This is a genomic window from Arthrobacter sp. FB24, assembly GCF_000196235.1.
In the GTDB taxonomy this organism is placed as follows: domain Bacteria; phylum Actinomycetota; class Actinomycetes; order Actinomycetales; family Micrococcaceae; genus Arthrobacter.
In genome coordinates this window covers 1,579,391-1,601,293 of record NC_008541.1, presented here as the reverse complement: position 1 = coordinate 1,601,293, position 21,903 = coordinate 1,579,391, and the positions used below count along the sequence as shown (strand labels likewise).

Annotated in this window: 24 protein-coding genes; 7 read left to right on the top strand and 17 right to left on the bottom strand. The window is 65.7% G+C overall.

Annotated elements, in window-relative coordinates:
- Positions 1-62 precede the first annotated feature (62 nt).
- Together moaA and ARTH_RS07305 are read left to right on the top strand one after the other, a co-directional pair.
- A complete protein-coding gene (gene moaA, locus ARTH_RS07310) occupies positions 63-1,193 on the top strand; it encodes a GTP 3',8-cyclase MoaA (protein WP_198011542.1) in 1,131 nt (376 codons plus the stop codon).
- Between the two features lie 4 nt (positions 1,194-1,197).
- On the top strand, positions 1,198-1,464 hold the full coding sequence (locus ARTH_RS07305) for a MoaD/ThiS family protein (protein ID WP_011691300.1): 267 nt from the start codon (positions 1,198-1,200) through the stop codon (positions 1,462-1,464).
- A 15-nt stretch (positions 1,465-1,479) separates the two neighbouring features.
- Here ARTH_RS07305 and ARTH_RS07300 read toward each other — a convergent pair whose 3' ends face one another.
- Positions 1,480-2,583: a helix-turn-helix transcriptional regulator gene (locus ARTH_RS07300; protein WP_011691299.1), complete on the bottom strand. Its 1,104-nt coding sequence runs from the start codon at positions 2,581-2,583 to the stop codon at positions 1,480-1,482.
- A gap of 175 nt (positions 2,584-2,758) precedes the next feature.
- Here ARTH_RS07300 and ARTH_RS07295 point away from each other — a divergent pair, with 175 nt between their 5' ends.
- Positions 2,759-3,040, top strand: a complete 282-nt coding sequence (locus ARTH_RS07295; RefSeq protein WP_011691298.1) for a hypothetical protein — start codon at positions 2,759-2,761, stop codon at positions 3,038-3,040.
- A 37-nt stretch (positions 3,041-3,077) separates the two neighbouring features.
- Here ARTH_RS07295 and ARTH_RS07290 read toward each other — a convergent pair whose 3' ends face one another.
- The 7 genes from ARTH_RS07290 to ARTH_RS07260 form a co-directional block, all read right to left on the bottom strand.
- Positions 3,078-3,539 carry a DUF1579 family protein gene (locus ARTH_RS07290; RefSeq protein WP_011691297.1) on the bottom strand — a complete coding sequence of 154 codons (462 nt, stop codon included), beginning with the start codon at positions 3,537-3,539 and terminating at the stop codon, positions 3,078-3,080.
- Positions 3,540-3,611: 72 nt separating this feature from the next.
- Entirely contained in the window at positions 3,612-4,955 is a 1,344-nt protein-coding gene (locus ARTH_RS07285; protein WP_011691296.1) for a M16 family metallopeptidase, read from the bottom strand.
- Positions 4,956-5,123: 168 nt separating this feature from the next.
- Positions 5,124-7,364 (bottom strand): polyribonucleotide nucleotidyltransferase, encoded by a 2,241-nt coding sequence (locus ARTH_RS07280; RefSeq protein ID WP_011691295.1) that lies wholly within the window; start codon positions 7,362-7,364, stop codon positions 5,124-5,126.
- Positions 7,365-7,610: 246 nt separating this feature from the next.
- On the bottom strand, positions 7,611-7,880 hold the full coding sequence (gene rpsO, locus ARTH_RS07275; RefSeq protein ID WP_011691294.1) for a 30S ribosomal protein S15: 270 nt from the start codon (positions 7,878-7,880) through the stop codon (positions 7,611-7,613).
- Positions 7,881-8,088: 208 nt separating this feature from the next.
- On the bottom strand, positions 8,089-9,369 hold the full coding sequence (kynU, locus tag ARTH_RS07270) for a kynureninase (RefSeq protein WP_011691293.1): 1,281 nt from the start codon (positions 9,367-9,369) through the stop codon (positions 8,089-8,091).
- Positions 9,366-10,220 carry a tryptophan 2,3-dioxygenase gene (kynA, locus tag ARTH_RS07265; RefSeq protein WP_011691292.1) on the bottom strand — a complete coding sequence of 285 codons (855 nt, stop codon included), beginning with the start codon at positions 10,218-10,220 and terminating at the stop codon, positions 9,366-9,368. The genes kynU and kynA overlap by 4 nt, the downstream gene beginning before the upstream one ends.
- 29 nt (positions 10,221-10,249) lie before the next feature.
- Positions 10,250-11,233, bottom strand: coding sequence for a bifunctional riboflavin kinase/FAD synthetase (locus ARTH_RS07260; protein ID WP_011691291.1), 984 nt, complete (start codon positions 11,231-11,233; stop codon positions 10,250-10,252).
- Positions 11,234-11,489: 256 nt separating this feature from the next.
- Here ARTH_RS07260 and ARTH_RS07255 point away from each other — a divergent pair, with 256 nt between their 5' ends.
- A complete protein-coding gene (locus tag ARTH_RS07255) occupies positions 11,490-12,311 on the top strand; it encodes a DUF937 domain-containing protein (RefSeq protein ID WP_011691290.1) in 822 nt (273 codons plus the stop codon).
- 18 nt (positions 12,312-12,329) lie between these two features.
- Here ARTH_RS07255 and ARTH_RS07250 read toward each other — a convergent pair whose 3' ends face one another.
- The 5 genes from ARTH_RS07250 to truB form a co-directional block, all read right to left on the bottom strand.
- On the bottom strand, positions 12,330-12,923 hold the full coding sequence (locus ARTH_RS07250; protein WP_011691289.1) for a hypothetical protein: 594 nt from the start codon (positions 12,921-12,923) through the stop codon (positions 12,330-12,332).
- Positions 12,924-13,188: 265 nt separating this feature from the next.
- Positions 13,189-14,883 carry an HNH endonuclease signature motif containing protein gene (locus ARTH_RS07245; RefSeq protein WP_043429608.1) on the bottom strand — a complete coding sequence of 565 codons (1,695 nt, stop codon included), beginning with the start codon at positions 14,881-14,883 and terminating at the stop codon, positions 13,189-13,191.
- Between the two features lie 81 nt (positions 14,884-14,964).
- The gene (locus ARTH_RS07240; protein ID WP_156810637.1) at positions 14,965-15,420 is read right to left on the bottom strand and encodes a hypothetical protein; all 456 of its coding nucleotides are present in this window, start codon (positions 15,418-15,420) and stop codon (positions 14,965-14,967) included.
- Between the two features lie 18 nt (positions 15,421-15,438).
- On the bottom strand, positions 15,439-15,792 hold the full coding sequence (locus ARTH_RS07235) for a hypothetical protein (protein ID WP_011691286.1): 354 nt from the start codon (positions 15,790-15,792) through the stop codon (positions 15,439-15,441).
- Between the two features lies 1 nt (position 15,793).
- On the bottom strand, positions 15,794-16,714 hold the full coding sequence (gene truB, locus ARTH_RS07230) for a tRNA pseudouridine(55) synthase TruB (protein WP_011691285.1): 921 nt from the start codon (positions 16,712-16,714) through the stop codon (positions 15,794-15,796).
- Between the two features lie 136 nt (positions 16,715-16,850).
- Here truB and ARTH_RS07225 point away from each other — a divergent pair, with 136 nt between their 5' ends.
- Both ARTH_RS07225 and ARTH_RS07220 read left to right on the top strand, forming a co-directional pair.
- Positions 16,851-18,005: a pyridoxal phosphate-dependent aminotransferase gene (locus ARTH_RS07225; protein ID WP_011691284.1), complete on the top strand. Its 1,155-nt coding sequence runs from the start codon at positions 16,851-16,853 to the stop codon at positions 18,003-18,005.
- Between the two features lie 93 nt (positions 18,006-18,098).
- Positions 18,099-18,308, top strand: coding sequence for a hypothetical protein (locus ARTH_RS07220; protein ID WP_011691283.1), 210 nt, complete (start codon positions 18,099-18,101; stop codon positions 18,306-18,308).
- Between the two features lie 31 nt (positions 18,309-18,339).
- On the opposite strand, the gene ARTH_RS07215 is transcribed toward ARTH_RS07220, so the two are convergent.
- From ARTH_RS07215 to ARTH_RS07205, 3 genes are all read right to left on the bottom strand, one after another.
- Entirely contained in the window at positions 18,340-18,678 is a 339-nt protein-coding gene (locus ARTH_RS07215; protein WP_011691282.1) for a CU044_2847 family protein, read from the bottom strand.
- Between the two features lie 71 nt (positions 18,679-18,749).
- A complete protein-coding gene (gene trxA, locus ARTH_RS07210) occupies positions 18,750-19,223 on the bottom strand; it encodes a thioredoxin (RefSeq protein WP_011691281.1) in 474 nt (157 codons plus the stop codon).
- Between the two features lie 97 nt (positions 19,224-19,320).
- Positions 19,321-19,806 (bottom strand): nucleoside deaminase, encoded by a 486-nt coding sequence (locus tag ARTH_RS07205; RefSeq protein WP_011691280.1) that lies wholly within the window; start codon positions 19,804-19,806, stop codon positions 19,321-19,323.
- A 184-nt stretch (positions 19,807-19,990) separates the two neighbouring features.
- On the opposite strand from ARTH_RS07205, the gene ARTH_RS07200 reads away from it, so the two are divergent.
- On the top strand, positions 19,991-21,103 hold the full coding sequence (locus tag ARTH_RS07200; RefSeq protein ID WP_011691279.1) for a ScyD/ScyE family protein: 1,113 nt from the start codon (positions 19,991-19,993) through the stop codon (positions 21,101-21,103).
- Positions 21,104-21,168: 65 nt separating this feature from the next.
- On the opposite strand, the gene rbfA is transcribed toward ARTH_RS07200, so the two are convergent.
- Entirely contained in the window at positions 21,169-21,678 is a 510-nt protein-coding gene (gene rbfA, locus ARTH_RS07195; RefSeq protein ID WP_011691278.1) for a 30S ribosome-binding factor RbfA, read from the bottom strand.
- Between the last annotated feature and the right edge of the window lie 225 nt (positions 21,679-21,903).

The window sequence follows — 21,903 nt, the reverse complement described above, 5'->3', positions numbered from 1 at the left end:
CCGTAAGATCCGCGGATGTCATAGGCGTGATGGTTGACCCCAAGGTGGCGTAGCCTGAATTTATGAGTGTTCAGCTTGGTATGCCGCAACCCCGGGAGGGGGCAGGTTCCGACCCGGGAGCACCGTCGCTGCCGTCGAGGCCGGCGGGCATGCCCGCGGGCCTAATGGACCGGTACGGACGCCGCGCCACGGACATGAGGTTGTCCCTGACGGACAAGTGCAACCTGCGCTGCACGTACTGTATGCCGGCCGAAGGTCTTGAATGGCTGGCCAAGCAGGCCGTGATGTCCGCCGAGGAAATCGTCAGGATAGTGCGGATCGGCGTCGACATGCTGGGGGTGCGCGAGTTGCGCCTCACCGGCGGCGAACCCCTGGTCCGGGCCGACCTCCTCGACATTATCTCCGCCTTGCGCCAGGCGCACCCGGAGCTGCCGATCTCCATGACCACCAACGCGGTGGGGCTGGATAAGAAGGCGGCCGGACTGAAGGCTGCCGGTCTTTCCCGGATCAACGTTTCGCTGGATTCCCTGCACGAAGAGACGTTCACCAAGCTGACCCGGAGGCCTTTCCTGGACAAGGTCCTGGCCGGTGTGGACGCCGCGTGGGCCGCCGGGCTCGGTCCCGTGAAGCTCAACGCCGTCCTGATGCGCGGAATCAATGACGCCGAGTCCCCGTCGCTGCTGGCGTGGGCACTGGACCGCGGCTACGAACTCCGCTTCATCGAGCAGATGCCGCTCGACGCCGACCACGGGTGGACCCGCCGGAACATGATTACCGCGGCCGAAATCCGCGAACTCCTGTCCGTCGACTACGTCCTGAGCGCCGATCCGAGGGACCGTGACGGCGCACCGGCCGAACGCTTCGAAGTACGACGCCGCGCCCCGGGTTCCACGGAGGCCTCCGGACCCGTGCTGGGAACAGTTGGAATCATCGCCTCCGTCACCGAACCCTTCTGTTCGGACTGCCGCCGCACCCGGATCACGGCCGAGGGCAAGATCATGAGCTGCCTGTTCTCGCGCGAAGAAGTCGACCTTCTGGGGCTGCTGCGCGAAGGCGCCACGGATGAGCAACTCGCCGAGCGCTGGCAGGACGCCATGTGGATCAAGCCGAAAGCCCACGGCATGGACCACGTCGGTTTGGACGCTCCGGACTTTGTCCAGCCGGACCGCAGCATGAGCGCCATCGGAGGCTGAAGCATTGAACGTACGTTATTTCGCTGCCGCGCGCGCTGCCGCAGGGGTGGAAGAGGAAGGCTTTGAGCTTCCCGCCGGCTCCACTCTGGAGGCACTGTTGAGCGCTGTGCTCGACGTCGACCGCCCGGTTCCGCCGGCCGGCACCCCGCCGCTCGCGCGGCTTCTTTCGCGAAGCAGCTTCCTGCTTAACGAAGTGGCCGTCCGCGACCGGTCCGTGGTCCTGGGGCCGGATGACGTCGTGGACGTGCTGCCGCCGTTTGCCGGCGGCTAGGGATTGGGCAGCTTATTACGAGGGGCCGGCCCGCTCCGTTCCGAGGGCCAAAGCCAGCAACGAGTTCCTGCTCCGTACGCCGCAGGCAGCAAAAACCAGCTTGAACTGGTCCTGCACCGTGTAGGGGCTGATCCGGAGGGCCGCCGCCAGCGCCGCGGTGTCCAGTCCGCCTGCGGCGAGTTCCAGCAGGCTGCGCTGCCTCGGCGTCAGGCCAAAGCACCGGGCGAACACGTCGAGCCGTTCCCCCGCCGGGCATTCCTGGATGGTCACTGCCAGCCTCGCTGCCCCGTTCTCCCCCGGATCCAGCCGGAATGACCTGAGCACCGCCCACCGGCCGGAGCCGATGCTGACCCGGGCAGACGCCGGGTGGGAATCCACTCCGGCCTCCCGTGCCAGGAGTTGCGCGGCCACGTTGAAGACCTCGGCCGGTATCGCTTCAAAAGGGCGGGGCCCCGGCTGCAGCAGGCCGAGCCAATCGGCTGCGGACGCACTTCGGCTGGTGACTCCCAGCTCCGTGTCCAGCGTCAGCACCGCCTGTTGAGGCAGCCCCGCCGCGGGCAGCAGGTTGCGGCGCGGCTTCGCATCGAGCCTCATCCGGGCTGCCCTGCTTCGCCGCAGGCCAGCCGCGATGACGGGCGCCGCAGCCGCCAGGTGCTTCGCTTCGAGGTCCGAAAATTGCCCGTCATCTGCGGTCCGCCACAGGTCCAGCCAGCCCCAGCAACCGTATCTGTCCGCGAACACCGTGGACAGGACATCCACCACCCCGTACCGCCCAAGGACACCGTTCCAGAGCGGGCTCCGGACAAGGTCTCCCCCGGTTGCCGTCTGCAGCGTCACCGTGGGCGGGCCGTTCCCGATGAGCGACGTCCACCGGCCGGGCGCCGTCACGTACTTCAGCCTGATCAGGGCCGGCAGTTCCTGGGGGCAGGGAATCCGGGCCATCGGTGAGATCCCGGTGCACGTTTCGGGGTCGGTCAGGGGCCACACAAACGAGCTGAACGGGACAATGCCGGCAATTTCCGCTAACAGGGCTGCGCGCAGGTTATGGTCCTCCAGCGGCGAACCGCAGAGGTCACCGATCCTTTCCAGGCTTCGGCCCGCTGCCCGATGCGTGGTCATGCAAACAGTATGGCCCGGGAGCCCCCGCAAGTGCGGGTCACGGGCCCCCGGCCATCACTGCCCGGCCAGGGGTCCCGCCCAGATTTCTGGGATACCGGCCCTTCCCGCGGTGTGCCTACCGTTGGCCCAGGGGCACGATCCGGACGGACGGCATCGGCCCACAGAAAGGAATGACATGTACACGCTCCAGATTGAGCACGGCATCAAGGACTTCGGGATGTGGAAGGCCGCCTTCGACAGGGACCCTGTCAACCGGACAGCCTCTGGCGTACTGGCCCATCGCATTAGCCGGCCAGTGGACGATCCGCACTACGTGGTGGTTGAACTTGACCTTACCCGCCGGGGACAGGCCGAGGAATTGCTGGCCAGGCTCCGGCAGCAGGTGTGGAACTCGCCGGCCGCGGCTCCGGCCCTGGACGGTGCGCCGAAGGCACGGATTCTGGAATCAGCAGGCTGATTCGCTCCGGGCGGGCCACAGGTGTCCGGTTGCGCTGTCAGGTGCGGCGGCAAACGGAGGTCATGAACGGCGCGAAGGCTGTGGCGCCGGCCAGGCGGACTTCGGACGTGTGCGTCAGCACGCCGTCGTCCACCCGGTACGTGTGCCGGGAGGTATCCCTGCCGGTTCGGCGTTCCACGGTGAGGACTCCGCCGTGCCAGCTGCACCGCGTAGGGGGCTCCCGGGGCAGCCCCACGCTGTCCACGTGGTACCAGACCGTGTCAGGGTGGTCGGGGTCCATGGTGAACATGCCATGGCGCTCAAAACGGATACCGTCGAGTTGGGTATGCCGGTAGCTTTGCAGCACCGCGTAGCCGCCGGCGGCCTTGGTGAAGGTCATCTCTGCCGCCGCAGTCCTGGCAGGCCGCCGGGGTGTCGCCTCAATATGGGTCGTCCCCGTCCAGTGCCCGAGGAAAACCTCCAGCTCTGCCTGCGCAGTGCCCGGGTGCGTACGGTCCATTGCTCCTCCAGTGTGGCCCCGGGTTCATCATCACGCCCGCGGATGGAGTTGTCCAGCGAAGGGCGGGCGGGTTCAGAGGCCGAAGGTTTCGCGTTCCTCGAACGGACCCACCACTGTCACCGTCCGGGGTGCCGCCGCAAGCTCCAGTGCCAGTTCCCGCACCTGCTCCACGGTAACGCTCTTGATCTGCCGGAGCGTCTCCTCGATGTCCTGGTATTCGCCGGACACCAGTTCGGCCCTGCCCAGCCGCGACATCCGTGATCCGGTGTCTTCGAGCGCCAACACGATCCCGCCGCACAGCTGACCCACGGCCTTCCTGAGCTCGTCCCCGGAGATGCCGTGCTCCGCCAGCTTGTCCAGTTCGGCGCCCAGCAGCTCAACGACCTGGCGGACCTTCGAGGGAGTGCAGCCGGCATACATGCCGAAATAGCCTGCGTCGGCATAGGACGAGGCAAAGGAATAGGTGGAGTAGACCAGGCCGCGCTTTTCCCGCACCTCCTGGAACAGGCGCGAGGACATGCCGCCGCCCAGCACGGCGTTAAGCACGCTCATGACGTAGCGGCGTCCGTCCGTGGCGACGATGGTGGGGCAGCCCATGATGATGTTTGCCTGCTCGACGGGCCGCTTGACCACGTGGAGTCCGGCGGTTCCGGTGATGTCGGCCCGTTCGGTGGAGCGCCGCTCCACGGGTGCTGCACCGGGCTCCAGCGCCCAGCCCGCCTGGTGGAGGGCATCCACCACCAATCCGCAGACGACGTCGTGGTCCAGTCCGCCGGCGGCGGTGATGACCAGCTCGTCCGGGCGGTAGTACCGGCGGTAGTGGTCCCAGACGGAATCGCGGGCAACGGCCCGGATGGCCTCCGGTGTTCCGCCGATCGGCCGTCCAAGCGGATGCGTTCCCAGCACTGCGGCGACAAAGTGCTCGTGGGCGACGTCCGTGGGGTCGTCGCTGTCCATCGCGATTTCCTCCAGGATGACGTCGCGTTCCTGCTCCATCTCCTGCGGGTCCAGGACTGCGCCGGTAATCATGTCCGCGATGACATCGATGGCCATCGGAAGGTCCGTGTCGAGGACCCGGGCAAAATAGCAGGTGCTTTCCTTGGCAGTGGCCGCGTTGGACTCCCCGCCGACCTCATCAAACGCGGAGGCAATTTCCAGCGCGGTGCGCCGCTTGGTGCCCTTGAACAGCAGGTGCTCCAGGAAGTGGGTGGACCCGTGCTGCCCGTGGGCTTCGTCCCGTGAACCCACGCCAACCCAGAAGCCGATGGTCGCGGACCGCTGGCCGGGCATGGCTTCCGTCAGTACACGCACGCCTCCGGGAAGTACGGACCGGCGAACCACGGACCCGCCGTCGGCTCCGTGGATCAGGGTGTCTCCGGGATGGTTCTGCACGAGCGGCAGGGGTACGACAGTCATCAAGGCCTTTCAGGAAAACGGTGCCAAATCTGCCTGCAATCGTACCAGCGGACCACTGCCGCCATGTCCGGGGAAATGGCGATTCAATCGGGCGGCTTAACGGCGGCGGGGCCGGTGGAAGTTCCACCGGCCCCGCCGTCACGCTGGTACTACGAGGTGCGCTGCAGATTACTCTGCGGCTGCCTCGGCGACCTCGGCGTTTTCAGCGCCTTCTTCCTCGGCGATGACCGGGGAGAGGGACAGCTTTCCACGGTCGTCGATCTTGGTGATCTCGACCTGGATCTTCTGGCCCACGGAGACGACGTCCTCGACGTTGTCAACGCGCTTGCCGCCGGCGATCTTACGCAGCTCGGAGATGTGCAGCAGACCGTCCTTGCCCGGGGTGAGGGAAATGAAGGCGCCGAAGGTGGTGGTCTTGACGACCGTACCCAGGTAGCGCTCTCCGATTTCCGGAACCTGCGGGTTGGCGATGGCGTTGATCGCGGAGCGTGCGGCGTCGGCGGACGGGCCGTTGGTGGCGCCGATGTAAACGGTGCCGTCGTCCTCGATGGAGATGTCCGCGCCGGTGTCTTCCTGGATCTGGTTGATCATCTTGCCCTTGGGCCCGATGACCTCGCCGATCTTGTCCACGGGGATCTTGACCGCGATGACGCGCGGAGCGAACTCGGAGAGCTCGTCCGGGGTGTCGATCGCGGAGTTGATGACCTCAAGGATGTGCAGGCGTGCTTCGCGGGCCTGCTTCAGGGCGGCGGCCAGGACCGAGGCCGGGATGCCGTCGAGCTTGGTGTCCAGCTGGATGGCCGTGACGAACTCGGAAGTACCGGCGACCTTGAAGTCCATGTCGCCGAAGGCATCTTCGGCGCCGAGGATATCGGTCAGTGCTGCGTAGCGGGTCTGGCCGTCAACCTGGTCGGACACCAGGCCCATGGCGATACCTGCAACGGCCGCCTTCAGCGGCACGCCTGCGTTGAGCATCGACAGCGTGGAGGCGCAGACGGAACCCATCGACGTCGAACCGTTGGAGCTGAGAGCCTCAGATACCTGGCGGATGGCGTAGGGGAATTCCTCGCGGGACGGCAGGACGGGCACGAGTGCACGCTCGGCCAGGGCGCCGTGACCGATTTCGCGGCGCTTGGGCGAACCCACGCGACCGGTTTCACCGGTGGAGTACGGCGGGAAGTTGTAGTTGTGCATGTAGCGCTTGCGCGTTACCGGCGACAGCGAGTCGATCTGCTGTTCCATCTTCAGCATGTTCAGCGTGGTGACACCCATGATCTGGGTCTCGCCGCGTTCGAAGATGGCCGAACCGTGAACGCGGGGCAGGACCTCGACCTCGGCGGTGAGCTGGCGGATGTCCGTCAGGCCACGGCCGTCGATGCGGATCTGGTCCTTCAGGATGCGCTGGCGCACAACGTGCTTGGTCACCGAGCGGAAAGCTGCGGACAGCTCCTTCTCGCGCCCCTCGAACTGGCCGGCGAGCGACGAAGTGACGTCGTCCTTGAGCTGGTCCGAAGCGGCGTCGCGCTCCTGCTTGTCAGCAATCTGGAAGACAGCAGCCAGCTTCTCGGCCGCAGCGGCTTCAACAGCGGCGTAGGCGTCGTCCTCGTAGTCGAGGAAGACCGGGAACTCGACGGTCGGCTTGGCGGCGCGGGCGGCAAGGTCTGCCTGGGCGTCGCACAGTGCCTTGATGAACGGCTTGGCGGCCTCGAGGCCCTCGGACACAACTTCTTCGGTGGGGGCGGTGGCGCCCTGTTCCTTGATGAGGTTCCAGGAGTTGTCCGTAGCTTCGGCTTCGACCATCATGATGGCGACGTCGTCACCGGCAACGCGGCCGGCAACGACCATGTTGAACACGGAGTTCTCGAGCTGGGAGTGCTTCGGGAAAGCAACCCACTGCGAACCGTGCTCGTCGGCGACGAGGGCAACGCGGACGCCACCGATCGGGCCGGAGAACGGCAGGCCGGAGAGCTGGGTGGACATCGAGGAGGCGTTGATGGCCACGACGTCGTAGAGCTCGTCAGGGTTGATCGCCAGGACGGTGACGACGATCTGGACCTCGTTGCGGAGGCCCTTGATGAAGGCCGGACGCAGCGGGCGGTCCATGAGGCGGCAAGCCAGGATGGCTTCGGTGGACGGGCGGCCTTCGCGGCGGAAGAACGAACCCGGGATGCGGCCGGCGGCGTACATACGCTCTTCGACGTCAACGGTCAGCGGGAAGAAGTCAAAGCCTTCACGCGGGTGCTTGCCGGCGGTGGTTGCGGACAGCAGCGCGGTGTCTTCGTCGATGTACACCATGGCTGCGCCGGCTGCCTGCTTGGCAAGGCGGCCGGTTTCGAAGCGGATTACACGCTTGCCGAAGCGGCCATTGTCAATGACGGCTTCTGAGAACTGGATTTCGGGACCCTCCAAGAGAGTCACCTCCGTTTCTTGGTTAACGGAAGTCCAGCCGCATCAACCCAGTCCAGCATCTGTCTACTGGCCTGCACTGCACCCGGTCATCGATCGAGACCCACGGGCCGGGCTTCATTCTTCGAAGCCGTTCCCGGGAATCACTACCGAGGACCGCGAATGCGTGATGCGGTTGATCCTCCTGTTTAGTTTTGGTTGAAGAAGGCGGCCCTTTCCGTCACGGAAGGGGCCGCCCCTCAGGTCTGACTAGCGGCGCAGGCCGAGGCGCTCGATGAGCGCACGGTAGCGGTTGATGTCAGTGTTCTTGAGGTAGGTGAGCATACGCTTGCGACGACCAACCATGGCCAGCAGACCGCGCTGGGTGTGGAAGTCGTGCTTGTGCTCCTTCATGTGCTCAGTGAGATCCTTGATCCGCTGAGTCAGGACTGCAACCTGGACCTCCGGTGAACCGGTGTCGCCCTCGGACGTTGCGAAATCCTTGATGATGGACTGCTTTACAGCGGCGTCAAGTGCCACAATAACTCCTAGAGATGTGCCGTGAGGCCCGAATCAGTAACTCACTGCCGGGTGTGCCAGTGCCCGAAATCCGCGGTAACCCGGGAAATCCTGCACATAACAAGAGCCAGCCGCCACGGACTGCAGCCGGATCCAACGTTTAGTTTACCGGCCCGGCCGCAATCTTGTCGAAACACGCCGTGCAGCACGACCGCTGCGGGTGGCCCTGCTAGCGGCGCGCCAGCAGATCCCGGACGGCGGCAACACCGCGGTACACCTCCATAAATGAGGTGCTGAGCGGCGAGAGCCCGATCCGGATGCCGTGCGGTGCCCGGAAATCCGGGATGACGTCCCGCGCCCAGAGCTGCGCCGTCATCTCCCGGAAGTCCGGATGGTCCACGGTGATGTGGCTCCCCCGGCGCTCCGGATCCCGCGGCGTTGCCAGCACGACTCCGGCCGGAGCCAGCCACGCGTCATGGAGCTCGAGCCCGAACGCCGTCAGCTTCCGGGATTTTTCCCGGAGTGCGGACATGCCGGCTTCTTCAATCAGGTCCAGCGTGCCCTGCATGGCGATCATGCCGAAAATTGCCGGCGTTCCGCTGAGGAAGCCGCGGATCCCGGGAGCCGGTTCGTAGCCGGGCCCCATTTCGAACGCGTCCTTGCGGCCCATCCAGCCCCAGATCGGCTGGCTCAGCCCCGGGAGGTGCCGGGAGTTGATGTAGGCGAACGCCGGCGAGCCCGGTCCCCCGTTGAGGTATTTGTAGGTGCAGCCCGCAGCGAAGTCGACGCCGGCGGCGTCCAGGTCGATCTCCACCGAACCGGCGGAATGGCACAGGTCCCATACCACCAGCGCGCCGGCGTCGTGCACTGCCGCCGTGATCGCCGGCAGGTCGGCGAGATAACCGGAGCGGTAGGCGATCTGGCTGAGGACCACGACGGCGGTAGCCGGCCCTGCCGCCTCGCGCACCTGGTCAACGGTCACCCCGGCAGCGGGATCGGCCTCGATCCATCGCAGCGTCAGCCCCTCTTCCCGGGCGATGCCTTCGAGAAGGTAACGGTCCGTGGGGAAGTTCTCCGTGTCCAGCACGATTTCGGTCCTGGCGGGGTCCTTGACCGCAGCGAGGGCGGCACGGATCAGCTTGTACAGGACAACCGTGGTGGAGTCGGCAATGATGGTCTGCCCGGGTGCGGCGCCGAGGACTGCCCGGCCCAGCTGGTCGCCGGTAGCTTCCGGCAGCCGGAGCCATTCCTCGTCCCAGCCTCGGATCAGCCGGCCGCCCCAGCTGTGCTGGATGAAGCTGCCGATGTCCGTAGCTGTCCGCTTGAGCGGACGGCCCAGCGAGTTCCCGTCCAGGTAGGACAGCTCGGTGTCAGTTCCGATGAAGTGGTCGCGGTAGCCTGCCAGCGGGTCGGCGGCGTCAAGTTCGACGGCGCGCTGCCGCAGGGCGTCTGTGGCGTCCGCCGTATCCGGTGCCAGCGGGCTTGTTGCCCGCGGATCAAGTGCGTTCACTGGCCGATCTCCGTCCGGACGGCGAAAAGTTCGGGAAAGAACGTCAGTTCCAGGGCCTTCTGCAGGAACGCGGCCCCGCTGGATCCGCCGGTGCCGGCCTTCATGCCAATGGTCCGCTGCACCGTTCGCAGGTGGCGGAAACGCCACAGCTGGAAGTTGTCTTCCAAGTCCACCAGTTCTTCGCATGCCTCGTAGGCACCCCAGTTGTCAGCTGCGTTCTCGTAGATGTGCTTGAACACCGGCACCAGTTCCGGGCAGAACTGGTGAGCCTTAGTGACGTCGCGCTCCAGCAGGGACGTCGGGATGTCGAAGCCCTGCCGGTTGAGGTAGGCGAGGAATTCGTCGTAGATGCTTGGCGCCTCAAGGACGTTGCTCAGCTGCTGGTAGGCCTCAGGATCGGATTCGAACACCGGGAGCATCTTGCGGTTCTTATTGCCCAGGACGAACTCCACGGCCCGGTACTGGCTGGACTGGAACCCGGAGGAGTTGCCCAGGAACCTGCGGAACTGGGAATACTCGGTGGGTGTCAGCGTGGCCAGCACGGACCATTGTTCGGTCAGTGTCTTCTGGATGTGCTTCACTCGCGCGATCGCTTTCAAGGCGGATCCGAGGTCGTCGCTGCGGAGCCAGGCCGCGGCGCTGCGCAGCTCGTGAAGGACCAGCTTCAGCCACAGTTCAGTGGTCTGGTGCTGGATGATGAACAGCATTTCGTCGTGGTGTTCGGGGTTGCTGACCGGTTGCTGCGCGCTGAGCAGCGTGGGCAGTTGCAGGTACGACGCGTAGCTCATCCGCGAACTGAAGTCCCGGACAATGTCCTTCTCCAGTTGCCTCGTGTTCTTCTCAACGGACACAGCGGTGCCTTCCTTGCCAGTGACTGGGGTCAGCGCCGGAACAGGATGTCGTGGGCCTGGACGACGTCCAGGCGCATCTGTTCGACGAGCGCCTCCGGCCCACGGTACGCCACCATGCCCCGCAGCCGTGCAACGAACTCCACAACTACTGTCTGGCCGTACAGATCGAAGTTTTCAACCGGTTCTTCCGGACGGTCAATAACGTGTGCTTCAACCTGACGGCTGACGCCGTCGAATGTGGGGTTGGACCCGACGGAGATGGCTGCGGGCCATCTGGTGCCGGCCTGGTCCACGAGCCAGCCGGCGTAGATTCCATCGGCGGGGATGTAGCCGCTGGCTTCGGAAGCCAGGTTGGCGGTGGGGAATCCGAGTGCACGGCCGCGGGCAGCACCGTGCACCACCTCGCCTCGCATCCGGTGCGGGCGGCCCAGCACGGCACCCGCCGTGGCCACGTCGCCGTCCCGCAAGGCCTCACGAACCCAGGTGGACGAACAACGGCGGTCCTTGCCGCCGTCGTCGTGGATGGGAAAACCTTCGGAGCCGAATTCACTGATGACCTGGACGGTGAAGCCGAACTTCTCCCCCAGTTCCTGCATGGTGGAGAGGTCGCCGGAGTTGCCGCGGCCGAAGCGGGCGTCATGGCCGATCACCACGTGGCTGGCCTTGAGGCTGCCGACGAGGACGCCAGCGACGAATTCTTCCGGCGTCAGGCTGGCCAGCTCCAAGGAGTACTTCATGACCAGGACGGCATCCAGGCCCAGCTCGCCGAGGGCCACGAGCTTGTCCTCCAGACCCATGATGAGCTCAGGAGCGGACTCGGGCCGGTGCACCTGCGCGGGGTGGGGATCAAACGTCACCGCCACAGCACGCGCGCCGTTAAGGCGGGCTGTGCGGATGAGCTGGGAGAGCACCTGCTGGTGCCCGCGGTGTACGCCGTCGAAATTGCCAAAAGTGACAACGGTAGGGCCGAAGTCCGCGGGGACCTCGGACGGATCGTTCCAGATGTGGACCATCAACCTCGCCTTTTGCTGCCTGCCATTGACTCGTCCGAAACCGCGCCGGGCCCCGGAACTCTCTAAGATTACCCGCAATTGCCTCTGGAAATTACCCGAAATCACCCTGCGGCGACCGACACCGCGGCCGGTCCCGGGTTCCGGCCTACCGCGGTCCGGGGTGCCCGGCTAGGATGCAAGGGCAGCAACCGGCGCCGCAGTTGCGCGCCGCAGCCAACGATGCCCGCGGCCCTGCGCCGGGCTGAAGGAGAGCGCTATGACTGACCTCCGCGAGATTTTGGAACAGATACCCGTTGACCAGGTCGCCGGTCTGCTGGGCACGGACACGGAGTCCGCCCGGGCCGCAATCGAGGCTGCGGTTCCCACCCTCCTCGCCGGCTTGCAGAGCAACGCACAGGCGCCCGGTGGTGCCGCCTCCCTTGAGTCCGCTCTTGCCCAGCACCAGGACGGGCTGGCAGAAGGTGGCATCGACGCTGCGCAGGTGGATACCGCCGACGGCGAGAAAATTGTCAGCCATGTTTTCGGCGGGCAACAGGATCAGGTGGCACAACAGCTCGCCGGCACTGCCAACCTGGGCGGCGTGGGCGGCGACCTCGTCAGGAAGCTTCTGCCAATCCTGGCGCCCATCGTGATGTCCTATCTCGCCAACAAGATCCTCGGCGGGCGGAGTGCACAGGAGGGCGGCGGGGCAGGGGGTGATGCGGCCGGCAGCCCCGGCGGAATCGACCTCGGCAGCATCCTGGGCGGCATTCTCGGCGGTTCACAGGGCGGCGCGGGTGCCCAAGGAGGACTGGGCGACATCCTCGGCGGCATTTTGGGCGGGGGCCGGCAGGGCGGTCAGCAGTCCCGCGATGCAGTCGTCCCCGAGGCCAACAAGGACTCGGCGCCGCAGCCCCCCACCGGACCACTCGGTCAGCCGATACCGCAGGCGGGGGCGCCCGTTCCGGGAGATGTGATCGACGTCGACCTCCCCGGCGACGGTTCCGACAACCGTTCCGAGGACCGCCCCGAAGAGAAAAAGAACGCCGACGGCGGCGGTCTGGGCGGCCTGTTGGGTGGACTCTTCGGCAAGAAATAGCCGTCCCGGGTCGGGCTCCTAATGGTGCTGGCGGCCGGAACCTTCAGCAACATCCCCGGGACGTGAAGCCGCTGCTGCGACCTCCGCCAGCCAGTCGTCGAGGTCCCTGGGCCTGCGAAACGCCATCACCGGCGGCATGTCCGGGCTGGCCTGCCATTCCTTGAACACACGTCTCTTCCTGGCGAATGAATTGAAGTGCCAGTAGAAGATCGAATCCCTCGCGCATAGCCTCGCGAGCGTTTCGACGTTTCCGTTGCAGACGGGTTGCCGCGTGATAATCCGTCGCAGGGAGCGGCGGACCAGTCTGGACAGCGACAGCCAACGGGGATAATCCAAAGCGATAACCAGCTCAGCCCGGGGTACAACGATGTCGCGCCAGTGGCCATAGGCGCTGTCCAGGACCCAGCGCTCGCGCGCCGCAACATCAGCCGCGAGCTCACGTTGCTGCTCGACGCTGCGCTGCTGCCAGCCGGGAAGCCAGCCAATGTCGTCGTCGGCTGAAAACTCGGGAAGTCCCGACGCTGCCGCATAGGCGCGGGCTGCCGAGGACTTGCCGCTGCCCGTCACTCCGTAAAAGAGGACACGTGACGGGTTTACCGGGATGGGTTTCATGATCTGCTCCCCGTTTGCTCGGCGGTCCGGCCTCCCCAGAAGTCTGCACCGCGATTTGCCACGATAGCACCCGGCCGCAACAGTCGTTCCCGCAGTTGGCTCCGGCTGGCTTTGGCTACCGCGACAATCCTTCAACGAGCCAGACCAGCGTGCGTTCTTGGGGCGCTTGGGATTCACCGAAGGCTGGGATTTCAGGCCGGAACCGCTCAGGATGTTCGCTCGTTTCCGATGGCCAATACGAGGGCACGGGTTAACTGCCGGAGTCTCACTCGAGTCTGAAGTAGCGGTTTCTTTGGGGTTGTTGGTGTGGGTCGATGTGGGGTGGCGGGATGAACCAGGGGATCCCGGTTTTGACCTGGATGTGCCATTGCTCTTTGTGGATCAGGTGGTGGTGATGGGAGCAGAGCAGTGTGCCGTTCTCGGTGCTGGTGGTTCCGCCGTGTGACCAGTAGGTGGTGTGGTGGGCTTCGCACCAGGGGGCGGGGATGGTGCAGCCCGGGAAGGCGCAGCCCTGGTCGCGGGCGGTGAGGGCTTTGCGGATGTGGGGCGGGAAGATCCGGGTGGTGCGGCCGATGTCCAGGATGCGGCCCTGGCTGCCGAGGAGGACGGGGATGATGTCGGCGTCGCAGGCGATCTTCCGGACCGTGGACGCAGTGACGGGGCCGGTGAACGCGAACGAGCCGGTGCCCGGGGTGCCTGGGGTGCCCTGTTCGAGTGTGTCGAGGAGGTCGCGGTAGTCGATGGTGACCATGACCTGGGGACGCAGGCCGCCGGCAGCGGGGAGGTTTCCGGTGGCGAGGGCGGTTTTGGCGGCGCCGACGAGGCCGTCCAGGAGTTGCTGGGGCCGGGTCCGCCGGTCCAGGTCGCCCTCGCCGCTAATGGTTCCGTCGGTGCCTTCAGCCGCTTCTGGTTGGGTGCGGGGGTTGGTGGCGGTGTTCATCACGGTCAGGAGGGGTTCGTACTGGTCGGGGGTGGCGAAGAATTCCACGTGGAACAGTCCGCGGCGGGGTTTCCGGATGAACACGCCCTGCCGGTGGCGGAGTTCCTCCTCGGAGGGTTCGCTGCCGTCCTGGTCGATCGCCTCTGTCCACTGCCGGGCGATGCGGGTCACGAAATCGGTGTCGTGCTCTGCCGCGGTGCGGGTTAGGGCGTGTTCCATCCGGGCCGTGGTGTCTTCGGGGGCGTGGTGCCGGACCCGGTCCAGGGCGAGGGTGATGATGGTCGCGGGCCGGGAGCCCACGGACCCGGATGCGACGGCCGCGGCGAGTTCGGGCCGTTCCGGTTCTTGGGGGTGGCCGGTGATCCCGGTCCGGGGCAGCACGGCTTCGGCGAGGGCGAGCCGGCGGCGGGCTTCGCCGGCACCGATCCGCAGCCTCATACGGAGGAACTCGGCCGTGTTCCGGCACCCGTCATCGGCCGGATCCGGATCGCAGGTCTTCGGCATTGCCGCAGGTATCTCTTCAGCCGCGCCACTTCCGGCGTCCGCGGCCTGGGCCTCCGTTCCGGCCGCCCAGCCGATCGGCCCGTGAACAGCCGTCTCGTTGCCCCACCCGGTGGTCCAGCCAACCGCCGCGCCACGGCCCGCACCAGCCCGTGCAGCGGCATAAATAGCCTCCCGCCGGGACCGGTCCACAGCCGCGGCAGCAACCACCTGCAAATATTCAGCGGCGCGGGAGATGTCCTCCACCCGGGCAGCGAAGTCAGCAGCCTCCCGGAAGCGCATCCCCGCAGCGACCGGAACCGCCGTCGAACTGATGGCCTCCAGCAGCGCAAGGCACCGGTCCAGATCACCGGACCCGCCGCCGTCGAACGCTAACGGCTTCGGCTGCTGCCCGGAGGGAACACTTCGCAAACCGCGCACCGACGCGGGGAAAGCATCAGACGCGGGTGAAGCGGCAGCGTCCATTTTGGCCCACCGCAACGCCCCTCGTGCTGCTGCAAGTTCCCCCATAACTTCCATGGCATAACTCTGCCAAAGACCTACGACAAAAACGGGACACCGGGGTCAGAACGGCCGGACGGATGCGTCAGACCGTGCGACTCAAACCTCCCGAGGTGCCGGCCTGCGCCTGTACAGCCACACGAGGCCGAGGATGGGAAGCAGAAGCGGGATAAACGCATAGCCGCGGCCAAAGAGGGACCAGACCGTTTCGTGCGGGAAGTTGACGGAGTCGAAGATGCTCAGCGCTCCGACCACCACCACGCCCACGAGTTCCACCAGGACAGCAGCCACGGACACCTTGAACCAGGTCCTCCCGGCCTTCGCCAGGGAGACCGTGGCTACGACGTAAACGAGCGCCGCGAACGCCGAGAGCAGGTAAGCCAGCGGCGCTTCGGAGAACTTCGTGAGAATCTGGTAGCCGGCCCGGGCCGTGGCGGAGATGGCGAATACTGCATAGACCGCGATCAGCAGCCGCCCGGGTCCGGTGTTCCGGGTGTCCTTGGACTGGGCCTTGGGAGCCGCGTCGGTCTTGTTGACGGGGGTTTGCGGAGTCACGTCGTGTGCTTCTTCCACTCAGTACCAGATCTGGTTCATGCGTGCGGCCATCACAAGGGCGGTGACACCCACGGCAGCCAGGACAAAGTTGCTCCACCGGGTGCGCTCCAGGATGGACCAGTAAACGGCGCCAACCGGCAGGATCAAGGCAGTGACCAGGTAGCCCCAGAACTCCCACGGTTCCCCGGCTATCCGTTCCCCCGAGGCTACGCGGACGATCGAGCCCACAAGGTAAACCAGGAGCGCCAGTTCGACGGCGGCAACTGACAGGATGGTGGCATCGTTGGGAGCTTTCTTCATGATCCCCGCGACTGCGCAGATGACCGTGGAAAGCAGGCCGACGGCCAGAATGATATAGAAGTACGCGTCCACGCTATTTGCCCGGCTGTTCGTTGCTCGGGGCGAAGACCAGCACCGGCTTCGCGTAGCCGCCGGCGTCGGCCAGCAGGGCCACCAGCGAGCCGTCGGGAGCGAAGGCCGCGGCGGGATTGTCTGCGGTGGCAGCTTCCGGTGTTCCGGCTCCGGCGCCTGCGGCTATGCGCCGGCCGAAGGAGATTTCAGTGGCTTCGTCCTCGCTGAGCTCACGGTTCGGCATGAGCGCCCGCGCCGCCTGGGACATCTCCAGCACTTCCAGTTCCTCGGCCAACTGCTCCAGCGTCCGGGCCTGGTCAAGGGTATAGGGCCCAACCTGGGTCCTTCGAAGCGCCGTCAAGTGGCCCCCGGTCCCCAGCGCTTCACCAAGGTCGCGTGCCAAGGCACGTATATACGTACCGGACGAGCATTCCACGGTGACGTCCACGTCCAGCACTGCCCCGGCACGCTCAGGGCGGACCGCGTGGACATCGAAGCGGTGGATGGTGACCGGCCGTGCGGCAAGCTTCACGTCTTCGCCGGACCTGACGCGGGCATAAGCACGCTCGCCGTTGACTTTGATGGCGCTGACGCTGCTGGGGACCTGCTGGATCTCGCCGGTGAGGGCTGCAACGGCGGCCCTGATGGCTCCCTCCGTGACTGCAGCGGCGGAGTGGCTGCTCACCACCTCGCCTTCGGCGTCGTCCGTCACAGTGGATTCTCCGAGGCGGATGGTGGCGGTATATGTCTTGGATGTTCCCACGATGTACGTCAGCAGGCGGGTGGCCTTGTTGATTCCGAGGACGAGCACACCCGTGGCCATGGGATCCAGCGTGCCGGCGTGTCCCACTTTCCGGGTACCGGCCAGCCGCCGCATCCGTCCAACCACATCGTGGCTGGTCCATCCTTGCGGCTTGTCCACTATTACCAGTCCAGAAAGCACGCCTCCCAGTATATCCGCGCCTGCGGCTCTCCCTTTTCGTCGGCCGGCGTGCTGCCCGTCCGACGGCGGGCGGACACTCCGACGGCGGGCGGTGCCACCGCCGGGGGTCCGACAGCGGGCGGTTAGGATGGCAGACATGCCCGAGCTTGCCGCACACATCCACGACTTCCCCGTCAACCAGATCCGTGAGATCACCGAAGCCGCGTGGGGCACGCCGGGTGCCATTGTGTTGAGCATCGGCGAACCAGGCTTTGAGCTCCCCCGCCATGTCCTCGAAGCGGGCATGGCATGCCTGGACCGCGACGAAACCAACTACACGCCGAATGCCGGGATCACTGCCCTCCGCGAAGCCTTCGCAGCCAGATTCCGCGAGCACAATGGCGTTGAGATCGGGGCCGAGCGCGTCTATGTTGTGGACGGCGCCCAGCAGGGCCTCCACTTCGCCATGAGCCTCCTGCTCTCCCCCGGTGACGAAATCCTGATTCCCAACCCGGGCTACCCCACGTTTGCGATGACCAGCCAGCTGCTGCATGCAAAGCCCGTACGGTACCCGCTGTACCCGGAGCACGACTTCCAGCCAAGGATCGAGGACATTGAGGCCCTCATTACTCCGCAGAGCAGGGTGCTGATCCTCAATTCGCCGTCCAATCCGCTGGGCGCGGTCCTGGGCGGCGACCTCACCCGGGGCCTCGTGGACCTGGCCCGGCGCCACGACCTGTGGATCATCTCCGACGAATGCTACGAGGCCTTCACGTATGACGTGCCCCATGTCAGTCCGGCCCGCTTCGACAGCGATGTCCCCGGGGAGGCCAGGGTCTTCACGTCGCTGACCCTGTCCAAGACGTACGGACTGACGGGGCTCCGGATCGGGGCCTTGGTCTGCCCGCCCGGGCTGGAACGGAAGATGAATAACGTGATGGAGTCGATCGTTTCCTGCGTCGCTTCGCCGTCCCAGTACGCGGCGATCGCGGCGCTGACGGGACCGCAGGACTACGTCAGCCACGCGCACGCCCACTACCGGTCGAACCGGGACGCTGCGTCGGCGGTGCTGGCGTCCAAGGGCATTCCGTTCCTGTCGGCGCAGGGGGCGTTCTATCTCTGGGCGGATGTTTCCCACGTCAGCGGCGGTGATGTACGGTCCTGGGTCCGCACGTTCCTGGCCGATGCCGGAGTTTCCTTCGCTCCGGGCACCGCCTTCGGTTCCATCGGCGAAGGCTGGATCCGGATTGCGCTCTGCGGTGCCCAGGCGGAACTCGTGGAAGGCGTGGGCCGCCTGCCTTCCCGGGGATGATGAAACGACGCCCAAAGTGGGGCACTGAGCCCCTAGTGCAGACGCCTGCCGGGCCCTAACCTGTCCACAGGGGCGGCACCGGAGAGGAACAACATGTGGTGGCAGGACCTGCTGTGGGGCTTTTGGAACGGTTTTACGGCGTGGATCGTGCTCATCGCGCACGTGTTCGGCGCCTGGGCTGAGTTCCCCTTCTACAACAACGCACGAGCCGGTAACTGGTATGACTTCGGTTTCCTGCTGGGCATGGGATCACCGCTTCTCGGCGGGCTGGGCGTGCGCGGCGGCCGGCGGTCCCGAAGGTAGCGGCGCTCCCGAAGCTAGGAAGGCGGTGCCGCTAGGGCACTATCTCTTCCTCGAGTGGTTCTTGCTCGGGCGACCATGACATCTTGACGATGAAGTGGGCTTCAGTAACGTTCCTCGCGATGATGGCCCCCGCCGCGCCGGCCAATTTCACGCCGAACTGGATTTCCAGGTGTTCCGGCGCAAGGTCCCCCAGGACTTCCGCTGCTGCCTTGGCGGCCGGCCGTACGGAGGCCAGCGCATCTTCGAGCCTGCGCCCGGTGTCCTGGATCCCCTGCTCGTCACGCGACGGGTGTTCCACTCCGAAGCTGCTCTCCTCGGCTTCCACCAGGACCACGCCGGATCCGACTTCGTAGCGCAGTATCTCTGTCATGCTTTCCTCCCTGTGCCGAACTTTGCCGAATGTGTGCCGAAAATGACCCCTCTGGGCGCAGCCGGGGTTGGTTAGCTCAGGGTCGAGGACAGCGCGTGTTCCAGCCAGGTCCGCAGGGTCGCCGCGGGCGCGGCACCCGCTTGCCGGGCAATCACGATCCCGCCGACGATCACCATGAGCGTGGGGATCGCCTGCACCGCAAATCTCGCTGAGAGCCCGGGAGCGTGGTCTACATCCACTTTCACCAGCTTGATGCGGCCCGCTTTCTCGGTGGCCAACTGGTCCAGGACGGGGCTGACCAGGCGGCAGGGCCCGCACCATTCAGCCCAGAAGTCGATCAGGGCGGGCACCGTTGACTCTTCCGCGATGTGCTTGAAGTCCAAGTCTCCGGCGTCGACGATCCACGGCAAATCATGGCTACAGTTGCCGCAGCGGGGACGGCCGGGAGCGGCTGCCGGAATCCTGTTGGTCTTCCCGCAGCCGGGACACCTGATGAGCCTCGGCTCCACTGCCCCGCGCTGTCTTCCAGTCGCCCCTGAAGTCATGGGTTAATCGGACGCCTGCCTTCATAAGCCGGATAGAGTCGAAGGTCCCGCCGGCTCCGGCTGCCGGATTCCCCGATGCCGGGGCCGGGAACGAAGGTCAGTATTCGGTGCGGTCCGGGTTGGCGTCCCAGGCTTCAAACGGGGCGTTCGACGTCGGGACATCGGTTTGGTTGACCGGCATGAGTTCGGGCCGGACGCCCTCAAAGTATTCGTAGAACAGGGCGTCGTCGAAGCCGGCGGCTGCAGCGCCGTGCCTGTCCGCGGCAAAATACACGCGATCGATCCGCGCCCATAAGGCGGCTGCCAGGCACAACGGGCACGGCTCACAGCTTGCGTAGAGCACGGCCCCGCTGAGATCGAAATTGGCGGATTCTGCCGCTGCCGTCCGGATGGCCACAACCTCGGCATGCGCGGTGGGGTCGTTGTCCCGCGTCACCCTGTTGACGCCGAAATGGCGCGTCCCGTCCGCGGTGACCACAAGTGCCCCGAAAGGACCGCCGCCGGCGGCCACATTCTGAACGGCGAGGTCGACGGCCTGGCCCAGGAATTTCTGGATATCAGCGGCTGAGGGTGGGGCATCCATGCACCGATCATAGCGAGCGGGCGCGGCTTTCCAAGGAAGCCGGATGCCGGGTTTGCGGAAGCCATCGACGTTGCCGGAGGCTGAGAAATAGAATGTGCGCAGTGGGGGCGGCAGTGTTTCCCGCCAGCCGAATCCGTGGTCTCAATGAATCCTGGTAATCATCTTTGGGCATTTGGAGACCACCATGAGAAAGCACGTTCCGCTTGCCGCGGCCGCCATCAGCGCCGCGGTCTTCCTGGCGACCGGCTCTGCAGGCGTCGCCGCCCCGCCGCGAACCGAACCGGTCACCCTCGCCGACGGGCTGGTCGGCCCGCTGCACGTAAGCGCAGGCCGTGACGGCACGGCGATTGTGAGTGAGGAATTCGCCAGCCGACTGACGCGGGTAGCTTCCGACGGCACCAAGACAGTCCTGTATTCCGATCCGGAATGGGACGTGGCCGGAAGCGTGCAGCGCCGTTCGACCACCTACTTCGTGGAGAGCCAGGGGGCCGGCCCCATGGATCCCCGTCCGCTGGCCGGTCATGTCCGGACCATCGCAGCCGATGGGACACAACGGACTTTTGGTGACCTGGCGGCCTTGGAGAACGAAAAGAACGCCGATGGTGACGTCAGGTACGGATTTGAGGACCTGCCGGATGCATGCGCGGCGCAAATTCCGCCTGAGGTGCCCGTCTCCTACACCGGGACTGTTGACTCCCATCCGTATGGCATCGCCCTCTCCGGTGACACCGTCTATGTGGCCGATGCCGGAGCCAATAGCATTGTGGCCGTCGACGCCGACTCCGGAGACGCTGAAACAGTGGCGGTCCTGCCGCCGCGCCCCTTCGAAATCACCGCAGAAGCGGCCGCCACGCTGAAGCTCCCGGACTGCGTTGTGGGCCTGACCTATATTTTTGAACCCGTTCCCACGGACGTCGCAGTGGGACCCGACGGCTGGCTGTACGTGTCTGTGCTCCCGGGCGGACCGGAGGACCCCGCACTGGGTGCCCGCGGCGCCGTCTACAGGGTGAACCCGGACAATGGCCGGGTGCGGCTTTTCGCTGACGAGGTCATGTCACCCACCGGGCTGGCGGTGGACGACGACGGCGACCTGTACGTCGCCTCCCTGTTCGGCGAGGGTGTGCTCAGGATAGATGGCAACGACAGGCAGCGGACTGTGCTGGCGGGCAAGCTCACGGCCGACGTCGCCCTCAGGGGTTCGACGCTGTACGCAACGACCGATGCCCTGCCTGCAGAAAACCAGCCGCCCAACGGCAAACTGGTGACCGTGTACCGTGACCGCCATTCCCGCCGTTGATCCGGGTCCTTAAACGCCGTGTGGCCGGTCCCTTGCGGGTCCGGCCACACTGATGTTTCGACGGCCTATTTGTTGCCGTCTTCGTCGAGTTCTTCGTCGTCGATGAGGTCTTCGTCCTCTTCGTCGAAGTCGTCCTCGTCGATTTCCACGTCCTCGGGAATGTCGCTCTTGTACGGATCGGCATCCCCGGCGTGCTTGGCGCCTGCAGCCAGGGCGGCCACTTCAGCGTCACGCTTCTTGGCGGCGCGGAGCAGTTCTTCGAGGTTGGAGGCGTTGACCGGAATCTGGTCGGCCACGAACTCGAGGGTGGGAGTCAGCCGGACAGTAATGTTGCGGCCGACTTCCTGGCGGAGAACGCCCTTGGCTTTCTCCAGGCCCTTGGCAGCATCCGCCTGAACCACCTGGTCCCCGAACACGGTGTAGTAGATCGTGGCGTGCTGCAGATCATTGGTCACACGGGCATCGGTAACGGTGATGCCTTCAAGCCGCGGATCCTTGACCTTCCGGCCCAAAGCCTCTGCAACAACAACCTTAATCCGCTGCGCCAATTTGGCAGCGCGTGCCGGATCAGCCATTTCCACTCCTAAATATTTGGATGTACGACGGCGCGTTAGCGGCTTGCGTACAAAGGTTCGGTTAATTGCCACGCACCTAAAGCGAGTCTACGACGGACCCGCGTTGGATTTTTTCCGGCGGCCCGGGAGTGGCATCCAAGGAGCTGGCCGAGGGCCCCGACCCGAGCTTGCGAGGGTTGGGAAGGCCAGTTCCGCTACCGGAGCTGGGCGGCACAGGATCGCAGA

Coding starts and splice junctions, on each gene's coding strand:
- moaA (WP_198011542.1), top strand. CDS start 63: ATGAGTGTTCAGCTTGGTATGCCGCAACCCCGGGAGGGGGCAGGTTCC.
- ARTH_RS07300 (WP_011691299.1), bottom strand. CDS start 2,583: ATGACCACGCATCGGGCAGCGGGCCGAAGCCTGGAAAGGATCGGTGAC.
- ARTH_RS07295 (WP_011691298.1), top strand. CDS start 2,759: ATGTACACGCTCCAGATTGAGCACGGCATCAAGGACTTCGGGATGTGG.
- ARTH_RS07290 (WP_011691297.1), bottom strand. CDS start 3,539: ATGGACCGTACGCACCCGGGCACTGCGCAGGCAGAGCTGGAGGTTTTC.
- ARTH_RS07285 (WP_011691296.1), bottom strand. CDS start 4,955: ATGACTGTCGTACCCCTGCCGCTCGTGCAGAACCATCCCGGAGACACC.
- ARTH_RS07260 (WP_011691291.1), bottom strand. CDS start 11,233: ATGGTCCACATCTGGAACGATCCGTCCGAGGTCCCCGCGGACTTCGGC.
- ARTH_RS07255 (WP_011691290.1), top strand. CDS start 11,490: ATGACTGACCTCCGCGAGATTTTGGAACAGATACCCGTTGACCAGGTC.
- ARTH_RS07250 (WP_011691289.1), bottom strand. CDS start 12,923: ATGAAACCCATCCCGGTAAACCCGTCACGTGTCCTCTTTTACGGAGTG.
- ARTH_RS07245 (WP_043429608.1), bottom strand. CDS start 14,883: ATGGAAGTTATGGGGGAACTTGCAGCAGCACGAGGGGCGTTGCGGTGG.
- ARTH_RS07225 (WP_011691284.1), top strand. CDS start 16,851: ATGCCCGAGCTTGCCGCACACATCCACGACTTCCCCGTCAACCAGATC.
- ARTH_RS07220 (WP_011691283.1), top strand. CDS start 18,099: ATGTGGTGGCAGGACCTGCTGTGGGGCTTTTGGAACGGTTTTACGGCG.
- ARTH_RS07215 (WP_011691282.1), bottom strand. CDS start 18,678: ATGACAGAGATACTGCGCTACGAAGTCGGATCCGGCGTGGTCCTGGTG.
- trxA (WP_011691281.1), bottom strand. CDS start 19,223: ATGACTTCAGGGGCGACTGGAAGACAGCGCGGGGCAGTGGAGCCGAGG.
- ARTH_RS07205 (WP_011691280.1), bottom strand. CDS start 19,806: ATGGATGCCCCACCCTCAGCCGCTGATATCCAGAAATTCCTGGGCCAG.
- ARTH_RS07200 (WP_011691279.1), top strand. CDS start 19,991: ATGAGAAAGCACGTTCCGCTTGCCGCGGCCGCCATCAGCGCCGCGGTC.
- rbfA (WP_011691278.1), bottom strand. CDS start 21,678: ATGGCTGATCCGGCACGCGCTGCCAAATTGGCGCAGCGGATTAAGGTT.